At 74.1% G+C, this 10086-nt stretch carries 12 protein-coding genes; all 12 read left to right on the forward strand.

Annotated features, from left to right (window positions below; genetic code table 11):
* The first annotated feature begins 102 nt into the window (after positions 1-102).
* The gene (locus tag E4P39_RS21335; protein ID WP_135138646.1) at positions 103-1707 is read left to right on the forward strand and encodes a DAK2 domain-containing protein; all 1605 of its coding nucleotides are present in this window, start codon (positions 103-105) and stop codon (positions 1705-1707) included.
* 4 nt (positions 1708-1711) lie between these two features.
* Entirely contained in the window at positions 1712-3901 is a 2190-nt protein-coding gene (recG, locus tag E4P39_RS21340) for an ATP-dependent DNA helicase RecG (protein WP_135138647.1), read from the forward strand.
* Positions 3902-3908: 7 nt separating this feature from the next.
* Positions 3909-4463: a 16S rRNA (guanine(966)-N(2))-methyltransferase RsmD gene (gene rsmD / locus E4P39_RS21345; RefSeq protein WP_135138648.1), complete on the forward strand. Its 555-nt coding sequence runs from the start codon at positions 3909-3911 to the stop codon at positions 4461-4463.
* Complete coding sequence (gene coaD / locus E4P39_RS21350; RefSeq protein WP_135138649.1) at positions 4460-4957, forward strand: pantetheine-phosphate adenylyltransferase; 498 nt, start codon at positions 4460-4462, stop codon at positions 4955-4957. The genes rsmD and coaD overlap by 4 nt, the downstream gene beginning before the upstream one ends.
* A complete protein-coding gene (locus E4P39_RS21355) occupies positions 4954-5610 on the forward strand; it encodes a hypothetical protein (protein ID WP_135138650.1) in 657 nt (218 codons plus the stop codon). Before coaD ends, E4P39_RS21355 begins: the two co-directional genes overlap by 4 nt.
* 212 nt (positions 5611-5822) lie before the next feature.
* The gene (locus E4P39_RS21360; RefSeq protein WP_245160019.1) at positions 5823-6380 is read left to right on the forward strand and encodes a YceD family protein; all 558 of its coding nucleotides are present in this window, start codon (positions 5823-5825) and stop codon (positions 6378-6380) included.
* Positions 6381-6382: 2 nt separating this feature from the next.
* The gene (rpmF, locus tag E4P39_RS21365) at positions 6383-6562 is read left to right on the forward strand and encodes a 50S ribosomal protein L32 (protein ID WP_092196382.1); all 180 of its coding nucleotides are present in this window, start codon (positions 6383-6385) and stop codon (positions 6560-6562) included.
* 19 nt (positions 6563-6581) lie between these two features.
* Positions 6582-7304 carry a ribonuclease III gene (gene rnc, locus E4P39_RS21370; RefSeq protein ID WP_135138652.1) on the forward strand — a complete coding sequence of 241 codons (723 nt, stop codon included), beginning with the start codon at positions 6582-6584 and terminating at the stop codon, positions 7302-7304.
* Between the two features lie 24 nt (positions 7305-7328).
* Positions 7329-8201 (forward strand): bifunctional DNA-formamidopyrimidine glycosylase/DNA-(apurinic or apyrimidinic site) lyase, encoded by an 873-nt coding sequence (gene mutM / locus E4P39_RS21375; protein WP_135138653.1) that lies wholly within the window; start codon positions 7329-7331, stop codon positions 8199-8201.
* On the forward strand, positions 8198-8467 hold the full coding sequence (locus E4P39_RS21380; RefSeq protein WP_135138654.1) for an acylphosphatase: 270 nt from the start codon (positions 8198-8200) through the stop codon (positions 8465-8467). The genes mutM and E4P39_RS21380 overlap by 4 nt, the downstream gene beginning before the upstream one ends.
* A gap of 151 nt (positions 8468-8618) precedes the next feature.
* On the forward strand, positions 8619-8810 hold the full coding sequence (locus tag E4P39_RS21385; RefSeq protein WP_135138655.1) for a hypothetical protein: 192 nt from the start codon (positions 8619-8621) through the stop codon (positions 8808-8810).
* A gap of 86 nt (positions 8811-8896) precedes the next feature.
* Positions 8897-10086 (forward strand): AAA family ATPase (locus E4P39_RS21390; protein ID WP_167762027.1); only part of this gene is annotated, 1190 nt, incomplete at its 3' end.

A 10086-nucleotide genomic window follows, 5' to 3' on the forward strand; every position in this document is an offset into this window, starting at 1 on the left:
TCCTCCGCGACAGTGTCGCCGCACCCCTCGACCGTGCCCCGATCCGGCACGGAACCGGTCGCGATGACCGGACCTGTCGCCCGTCATGGGTACCCTCCGCCCGTGCTGACGGCGCTGGACGACGCCGCGGTCGGTCAGTGGTACCGAGCCGCGGTCGACGTCCTGTCCGAGTTCCGCGGCCGACTCGACGACCTCAACGTCTTCCCGGTCCCCGACGGCGACACCGGCACCAACCTGCTCCTCACCGCCCAGGCCGCCGTCGCGGAGCTCGACCGGCAGAGCGCACGCACCACCGAGTCGGCCTGGTCGATCCTCGCCCGCGGCGCGGTGCTCGGTGCCCGCGGCAACTCCGGAACCATCCTCGCCCAGCTCCTCCGCGGCCTCGCCGACCAGCTGGCCGGGCAGCCCCCCGCGGACGGGCCGGCCTTCGCCGGCGCCCTCCAGAAGGCCGCCGTCACCGCCTACACCGCGGTCGCGGACCCGGAGGAGGGCACGTTCCTCACCGTCGCCCGCGCGGGGGCCGACGCCGCGGTCGCGGCGGCCGACGACGGCTGCGCCGAGCTGGCCGCGGTCGTCCGCGCCGCGGCCGACGGCGCCCGCGTCGCCCTGGACGCGACGACCGAGCAGCTCGCCGCCCTCCGCGACGCCGGGGTGGTCGACGCGGGTGGCGCGGGCCTCTGCCTGGTCCTCGACGCCCTGGTGACGACGGTGACCGGTGTCGAACCGGACCGTCCGCCCCTGGCCCGCCGGAACCATGGGCACCGGCACTCCGGCGAGGACCTTCCGCACCAGCCACCGGCCGGCCACGGCAGTGAGGTCCAGTACCTGCTCGCCGACACCGACGAGGACGCCGTCGCCCGCCTGCACCAGCGCCTCGCCGCGCTCGGCGACAGCCTCGTCGTTGTCGGCGTCGACACCCCGACGGGCCGCGAGTGGAACGTCCACGTGCACGTCGCCGACATCGGGGCCGCCATCGAGGCCGGCATCGAGGCCGGCCGTCCGTACCGGATCTCGGTGACGCCGCTGGCGCCGGTGCCGGCCTCCGCGCCCGTCCAGGGCACGCGCGCCGTCGTCGCCGTGGTCAGCAGCGACGGGCTCGCCGCGCTCTTCACCGGCGAGGGCGTCCGCGTCCTGCCGTGCGGTCCCGGCGGGGTCACCGAGGACGACGTCCTCGGCGAGATCGTCGCGTCCACCGCCCACGAGGTCGTCGTCCTGCCCAACGACTCGGAACTGATGGGCGTCGCCTCCCGCGCCGCCGTCCGTGCCCGCGACGCCGGCCGGGAGGTCGGCGTCGTGCCCACCCGCTCGCCGGTGCAGGGCCTCGCGGCGATCGCCGTCGCCGACCCCGCCCGCCGCTTCGGCGACGACGTGATCGCCATGGCCGAGGCCGCGGCCGCCACCCGCTGGGCCGAGGTCACCGTGGCCGAGCAGGAGGCGCTCACCACGGCCGGCCGGTGCCTGCCCGGGGACGCGCTGGGCTCGGCCGAGGGTGACGTGCTGATCGTGGGGAGCGACCTGGTCGCCGTCGCGTGCGAGCTCCTGGACCGGCTGCTGTCCGCGGGCGGGGAGATGGCCACGCTCGTCGTCGGCGAACGGGTGCTCGGCGACGCCGCCTGCGCACACCTCGCCGCGGCCCATCCCACGATCGAGGTCATCCGGTACGACGGCGGACCGAGCGGCGTCCCGCTCCAGGTCGGGGTCGAGTGACGTCATGGCGGTGACGATGCAGACGCCGCTGTCCCGCGTCCTCGGACCCAAGACCGCGAAGGGCATGGCCGAGCAGTTGGGTCTGGAGACCGTCCGCGACCTGCTGCGCCACTACCCCCGCCGCTACGCCCGTCGCGGCGAGCAGGCCGACCTGGCAGACGTCCGGGTCGGGGACCGGGTCACGGTGCTGGCCCAGGTCCGGAGCGTGACCACCCGTCCGATGCGCCAGAAGAAGGGCAGCCTGACCGAGGTCGTGGTCGGGGACGGCAGCGGGCGGATGAAGCTGGTGTTCTTCAACCACCGGCACACTGCTCTGAAGGTCAACGCCTGGGGCATGTTCGCCGGCACGGTGGGGGAGTACCGCGGCGAGAAGCAGTTCGCCCACCCCGACATGCACCTGCTCGACTCGGCCGACGACGACACCGACTGGGCCCGCGCCCTCGTCCCGATCTACCCGGCGAGCAAGGACGTCTCCAGCTGGGTCATCCAGAAGTCGGTCAAGATGCTCCTCGGTGCCGGCGGCGGATTCGCCGAGCTGGTCGACGATCCCCTGCCGGACGAGATGCGCAGCCGCCACGGCCTGCTCTCCCTCGCCGCCGCGCTGCTCGACATCCACCGGCCGACCACGCCCGAGGACGTCGAGCGCGCCGCCCACCGCCTCAAGTGGGACGAGGCGCTCACCCTTCAGCTCACCCTCGCCGCGCGCCGGCGCGCGGCCGCCCTCGAACCCGGCATCCGCCGGCCCCGGAAGGCCGGCGGACTGCTCGACGCAGTCGATGCCGCGCTGCCGTTCTCCCTCACCGAGGGACAGCGGGACGTGGGGGAGGAGCTCGCCGCCGAACTCGACCGCGACCAGCCGATGCACCGGCTGCTGCAGGGTGAGGTCGGCTCCGGCAAGACCGTCGTCGCCCTCCGCGCGATGGCCCAGGTCGTCGACTCCGGCGGCCAGGCCGCCCTCCTCGCACCGACCGAAGTCCTCGCCGCCCAGCACGCCCGCGGCATCCGCGCGCTGCTCGGACCCCTCGGCCGGGCGGGTGAGCTCGACGGCGACCCGGCCGGCACCCGGGTCACCCTGCTGACCGGGTCGCTGAAGGCGGCCGCCAAGCGGCAGGCGCGGGCGGAGGTCGCCGACGGGCGCGCCGGCATCGTGATCGGCACCCACGCGCTGCTGCAGGAGGGCGTGGAGTTCGCCGATCTGGGCCTCGTCGTCGTCGACGAGCAGCACCGCTTCGGCGTCGAGCAGCGGGACGCCCTCCGCGCGAAGGGCAGTCGCACCCCCCACGTGCTGGTCATGACCGCGACGCCCATCCCGCGCACCGTCGCGATGACCGTCTACGGCGACCTCGAGATCTCGACCCTGCGTCAGCTGCCCAGCGGTCGCGGGGGCGTCGGCAGCTCGGTCGTGCCGCTCAGCGACAAGCCGGCGTGGCTCGACCGCGCCTGGGAGCGGCTGCGCGAGGAGGTCGCCGCCGGCCGGCAGGCCTACGTCGTCTGCCCCCGGATCGGGGACGAGGCGGGTGCGGACGACGAGCCCGAGGACGTCGACGGCGCGCCCGACGACGGCCCGCAGAGCGACCGCCGTCCCCCGCTGGCCGTCCTCGACATCGCCGAGATCCTGCGCACCGGCCCCCTCGCCGGGCTCCGACTCGATGTCCTCCACGGCCGGCTCACGCCCGAGGACAAGGACGCCCGGATGCGGGCCTTCGCGGCCGGGGAGATCGACGTGCTCGTCGCCACCACCGTGGTCGAGGTCGGCGTCGACGTCCCCAACGCGACCGTCATGGTCGTCATGGACGCCGACCGGTTCGGGGTCAGCCAGCTGCACCAGCTCCGTGGGCGCGTCGCCCGGGGGAAGCACGCGGGGCTGTGCCTCCTCGTCAGCGAGGCCAAGCTGGCCTCGCCCACCGGACAGCGCCTCGCCGCGGTGGCGGCCACCTCCGACGGCTTCGAGCTGGCGCGGCTGGACCTCGAGACGCGCCGGGAGGGCGACGTCCTGGGTGCCGCGCAGTCCGGCCGGCGTTCGGGCATCAAGCTGCTCTCCCTGCTGGAGGACGAGGAGCTCATCGCCACCGCGCGCGCCGAGGCCACCGCGCTGCTCGACACCGAGCGTGGGCTCGCCGACTTCCCAGGATTGGCCGCCGAGGTCGCCGCTCTGGCCACCGACGAGCGCGCGGAGTGGCTGGAGAAGGCATGACCACGCCATGACGAGGCTGATCTCGGGGGTGGCGGGGGGCCGGCGGCTGAAGGTGCCGCGTTCCGGGGTGCGACCCACCGGCGACCGGGCGCGGGAGGCGCTGTTCAACTCCCTCGGCAGCCTGCTCGAGCTCCGCGGATCCAGCGTCCTGGACCTCTACGCCGGCTCGGGCGCCCTCGGCCTGGAGGCGCTGTCGCGGGGCGCCGCGAGCGTCGTGTTCGTGGAGTCCTCGCCCGGGGTGCTGCCGGTCCTCAAGGCCAACCTCGCCTCCGTGGGACTGCCGGGCGGCCGGGTGGTCGCCGGCTCCGTGCACACGGTTCTCGGCGGCGCGCCGCCCGCCCGCTTCGACCTCGTGCTCGCCGACCCGCCCTACGCCGCGCCGGACGACGAGGTGATCGGCGTGCTCGAAGCGCTGTCCGCGGGCGGCTGGCTCGCCCCGGACGCCGTGGTCGTGGTCGAGCGCGCCAGCCGGGACCGGCCCTTCGATTGGCCGACACCCTTCACGGGCCTGCGCGACCGACGCTACGGCGAGGCCGTGCTCCGGTACGGTCGCTCTCCGTGAGGCGCGCCGTATGCCCCGGATCCTTCGACCCGGTCACCAACGGGCACGTCGACGTCATCAACCGGGCGGCCGGCCTCTACGACGAACTCGTCGTCGCCGTGCTCGTGAACCCCGGCAAGGCGGGTCTGTTCCCGGTCGAGGAGCGCATGGACCTGCTGCGCGACGCCGTCGCCGACCTGCCCAACGTCACGATCGACAGCTTCCAGGGCCTGCTCGTCGACTACTGCCGCTCCCACGAGATCCCGGTGATCGTGAAGGGCCTGCGCGCCGTCAGCGACTTCGAGTACGAGCTGCAGATGGCGCAGATGAACCGGGAGCTCGCCAACGTCGAGACGCTCTTCGTCCCGACCGCCCCGCAGGTGGGTCACCTGTCCTCGAGCCTGGTCAAGCAGATCGCCATGTTCGGCGGCGACGTCTCGCGGCTGGTGCCCAAGGCCGTGCACGAGCGGCTGCTCGCCCACCGGGACGAGAACCGGTCGGGGCAGACGTCGTGACGGAGGTCGTGTACCGCCTGTACGAGACCGTCGACGAGCTGACGACGGTCATCGAGAACGCCCGCAGCGTCCCGATGTCCAGCTCCTGCATGGTGCCGCGGGACCACCTGCTCGACCTCCTGGACGATCTGCGGGAGTCCCTGCCCGAGGACGTCCAGGCCGCCGGCGCCATCGTCGAGCAGCGGACCGAGATCCTGCAGCAGGCCCAGGCCGAGGCCGAGCGGCTCACCGGGCGCACCCGCGGGGAGAGCGACCAGCTGCTCAACTCCGCCCGCCGCCAGCGTGACGAGCTGCTCGGCACCGCCCGTCGTCAGCGCGACGAGCTGCTCGCGGAGGCGCAGGCCCAGGCCGAGGAGCTGCTGGCCGACGCCGAGGTGGAGGCCGACCGGCTGATCGCCGAGGGCCGTGCGCAGCGTGAGGCGCTCATCGCCGAAGCCGTCCTCGAGCACGAGCGGCTGATCACCGAGACCGAGGTCTACCGCGGCGCCGTCTCGCGCGCCGACGAGCTCGGGGCGCAGACGGCCGCCGATGTCGCGCGCATGCGCGCCGAGGTGGACGAGTACGTCGACAGCCGCCTCGCCGACTTCGGGACGACGCTCGAGCGGATGCTCCGCTCGGTGGAGAAGGCCCGCACCACGCTGCGTGAACCCTGAGCGAACCCTGAGCCGGTTCGCTGCCCGTCGGGCGCCGACGTCGATCGGGTAGTCTCGATCCCTGGTCCGACCGCTGGGAACTTCTCTGCCCGGCCGGCCTTCCTCCACTGCCTACCGCGAGTACCGACATGCCTTCTGCTTCTCCGCACCGCTCAGGCGCTGTGACCCCGGGCCCCAGGTCCCCGGCCGTCCGGCGTCCCGCAGCCAACCTCATGCGGATCGATCTGCGGGAGCTGGGTCGCCGGGCGGGCGCCATGCAGGAGCTCGACCGGACGGTCCCCGCCCCGCCCGACTGGCGGGTCGAGCTGATCGGCGTCCCGGCGGGTGCCGAGGCCCACCTGCGGCTCCGGCTGGAATCGGTGATGGAGGGCGTGCTGGTCACCGGCGACGCCGAGGTCCCGGTCGCGGGCTCCTGCGCGCGCTGCCTGGAGCCCTTCGAGGACACCCTCGAGCTGGGCATCCAGGAGCTGTACGCCTACGCCGGCAGCACCACCGAGGCGACCAGCGAGGAGGACGAGGTCCGCCGCATCGACGGCGACTTCCTCGACCTCGAGCCCCTGCTGCGCGACACCGTTGTCCTCAACCTGCCGCTGGCCCCGGTGTGCACCGAGGACTGCGCCGGTCTGTGCGTCGACTGCGGCCAACGCCTCGACGACCTGCCCGCCGACCACACCCACGAGGTCGTGGACGCCCGCTGGGCCGGCCTGGCCTCGAAATTTGCTTCCTCGTCGGGCGCCCCCGGCGAGACCCCTCCCACGAAGGAGAACTGACCGTGGCAGTCCCGAAGCGGAAGATGTCCCGCGCCAACACCCGCTCGCGCCGCTCGATGTGGAAGGCGACGGCACCGACCCTGTCGCCGTGCCCCAACCGCGCCTGCGGTGAGCTCAAGCCCCCGCACCAGGCCTGCCCCACCTGCGGCCAGTACGACGGCCGTCAGGTTCTCTCCGTCTGACGACCCGGACCGCGCTGCCGTGAGCTCGCCGGGTGGTGATGCGCACGCCGAGCGGGCCGCTCGCTGGCTGCACGACGCCCTCGGCGTCGAGCTGCCCGACGGCCTGCTCGGACTGGCGCTGACCCATCGGTCCTTCGCCTACGAGAACGGCGGACTGCCGACCAACGAGCGCCTGGAGTTCCTCGGCGACTCGGTGCTCGGCCTGGTCGTCACCGACGAGCTCTACCGCAGTCAGCCCACCCTTCCCGAAGGGCAGCTGGCCAAGCTGCGCGCCTCGGTCGTGAACATGACCTCCCTGGCCGCCGTCGCCCGGAGGCTGGGGGAGCGCGGCATCGGCCCGCACCTGCTGCTGGGGCGCGGTGAGGAGACCACCGGCGGGCGGGAGAAGGACTCGATCCTGGCCGACGCGCTGGAGGCGCTGATCGGCGCCGTCCACCTCGGCTGCGGGCTCGAGACCGCGGCCGGGATCGTCCACCGGCTGTTCGACCCGCTGCTCGTCGAGGCCGCCACCCGCGGCGCCGCCCTGGACTGGAAGACCAGCCTGCAGGAGCTCGGCGCCACCCTCGGCCTCGGGGCTCCGGGCTACGTCGTCGCGGACGACGGACCGGACCACGCCAAGACGTTCACCGCCGAGGTCCTCCTGGCCGGGACCGTGCACGGTCGCGGCGCGGGGCGGACGAAGAAGGCCGCCGAGCAGGAAGCCGCCGAGGCCGCCTGGAGGGCCTTGACCGCCGATGCCTGAGTCCACCGATGCCTGAGACCGCCGATGCCTGAGCTGCCCGAGGTCGAGGTCGTCCGCCGGGGCCTGGAGCAGTGGGTCGCCGGGCGGACGGTCGCCGCCGTCGAGGTGCACCATCCACGGGCCGTCCGGCGCCACCTGGAGGGCGCCGAGCACTTCGTCGCCGCCCTGACCGGCCGCACCCTCACCGCGGCGCACCGGCGCGGCAAGTACCTGTGGCTGCCGATCACCGAACCGGACGGCGCCCCCTCGGGCCGCGCCCTCGTCGCGCACCTCGGGATGAGCGGCCAGCTGCTGGTCGAGAAGCCGACGCAGCCCGACGAGACGCACCTGCGCGCGCGGTTCACCTTCACCGACGGGGGCCGCGAACTGCGCTTCGTCGACCAGCGCACCTTCGGCGGCCTCGCGGTCGAGGAGAGCAACGGGGGCATCCCTCCGCGCCTGGCGCACATCGCGATCGACCCGCTCGACGCCACCTTCGACGTCGACGCCTTCTCCGCCGCGCTGCGACGGCGGCGCACCGAGGTCAAGCGCGCACTGCTCGACCAGACCCTGATCGGCGGCGTCGGCAACATCTACGCAGACGAGGCGCTGTGGCGGGCCCGGCTGCACGGCGCCCGCCCCACCGACAAGCTCACCCGCGGCCAGGTCGCCGATCTGCTGGACGGCGTCCGCGACGTGCTGAGCGAGGCCCTGGCGCAGGGCGGCACCTCGTTCGACTCCCTGTACGTGGACGTCAACGGTCAGAGCGGGTACTTCTCGCGCTTCCTCGCCGTCTACGGCCAGGCCGACCGTCCCTGCCCCCGATGCGGGACGCCGATCCACCGGGAGTCGTTCATGAACCGCTCCAGCTACAGCTGCCGGCAGTGCCAGCCGCGCCCAAGAGCCCGCCGGTCATGACCCAGCGACAGGTCGCCGTCGTCTCCGGTCACGTCCAGGGCGTGGGGTACCGGTGGTTCGTCCGCGAGCTCGCCTCGGCAGCCGGACTGGCCGGCTTCGCCCGCAACCTCCCGGACGGGCGGGTCGAGGTCGTCCTCGAGGGGGCCGACGACGCCGTGAGCCGCGTGCTCACCGAGCTCGACGGTCCCCGGGCGCCGGGGACGGTCACGCGGGTCGACGTCCGGAAGGCTCCGGTACAGGGGAGCAGCGGGTTCACCACGGCGTGACGAACGCGACACCACCCCGACACGGGAAGGGTCCGGCCTTCGCGTTGACCAGCGTCTCCAGGCCTGTCACCCTGGGGATACCACAGCCCGCGCCGACCGTTCCACGGGGCGCCGGGCACACCCTCACGCCAGCGGAAAGGCCGTTGCAGTCATGGCCAAGGCCCTGTTCGGTCACCTCGTCGCACCCGCGGAGCTCCGAGTAGTCGAGGAGAACGCACTCCTGCGAGCCAAGGTGCGGCGCCTGGAGCAGGAGATCGAGCGCCTGCGCATCCAGCGGGACGCCGCCATCGCCCACGATCTGCTCTCGCACGCCGGCGACAACGCCGAGCCCGCGCTGGCCTGACGGCCCCTCCACCACCCGCACCAGCAGCCGCAGGGGCCCCGCGGCCCCTCGGCTCCCGGCCCGATCCGGGCTAGAGTCCTCTTCCCGTGCACCTGTCCAGCCTGACGCTCAAGGGATTCAAGTCCTTCGCGTCCGCCACCACGCTGCGGCTGGAACCAGGGATCACCGCCGTCGTCGGCCCCAACGGGTCCGGGAAGTCCAACGTCGTGGACGCCATCGCCTGGGTCCTCGGCGAGCAGGGCGCGAAGAGCCTGCGCGGCGGCAAGATGGAGGACGTCATCTTCGCCGGCACCGCCGGCCGCCCCGCCCTGGGCCGCGCCGAGGTGACGCTCACCATCGACAACGCCGACGGCGCCCTGCCGATCGCGTACGCCGAGGTGTCGATCACCCGCCGCATGTACCGCTCCGGGGAGAGCGAGTACGAGATCAACGGCGACAAGGTCCGCCTGCTCGACGTCCAGGAGCTGCTCAGCGACTCCGGCATCGGCCGCGAGATGCACGTCATCGTCGGCCAGGGGCAGCTCGACGCCGTGCTGTCCGGCCGGCCGGAGGACCGCCGGGCCTTCATCGAGGAGGCGGCCGGTGTCCTCAAGCACCGCAAGCGCAAGGAGAAGGCGCTGCGGAAGCTCGAGGGGATGCAGCACAACCTCGACCGGCTCGGGGACCTCACCACCGAGCTGCGCCGTCAGCTGACGCCGCTGGGCAAGCAGGCCGAGGTGGCACGTCGTGCCGCCGGCGTGCAGGCCGACCTGCGGGACGCGCGGCTGCGGCTGCTCGCCGACGACCTCGTGCAGCTCCGCGACGCCCTCGACCGCGACGTCGCCGACGAGACGGCGGCACGCGCCCGGCGGGCGCAGGTCGAGTCCGAGCTCGCCGTCGCGTCCGGGCGCGAGTCCGCCCTGGAGAGCGCCCTCGCCGCCTCGGCACCGGTGCTGGCTGCTGCGTCGGACACCTGGTACCGGCTCTCGGCGCTGTCCGAGCGGTTCCGGGGCATCGCCCAGCTCGCCGCCGAACGGCATCGGCACCTCTCCGCCGCACCGCCCGCGGCCGCTCCCGGCCGCGACCCCGACCAGCTCGACGCCGAGGCCGACCGGGTCGCCGCCACCGAGGCCGAGCTCGCCGAGGGGCTCGCCGCCGAACGCGAGCGGCTCGGCTCGGCCGTCGCGCTGCGCGGGGAGCTCGAGGGGGCGCTCGCCGAGGCGGAGCGCGCCTGGGTGGCCGCCGCCCGCGCGCTCGCCGACCGGCGCGAGGGACTGGCCCGGCTGTCGGGGAGATC

Source organism: Blastococcus sp. CT_GayMR19 (assembly GCF_004570385.1).
Classification (GTDB): domain Bacteria; phylum Actinomycetota; class Actinomycetes; order Mycobacteriales; family Geodermatophilaceae; genus Blastococcus_B.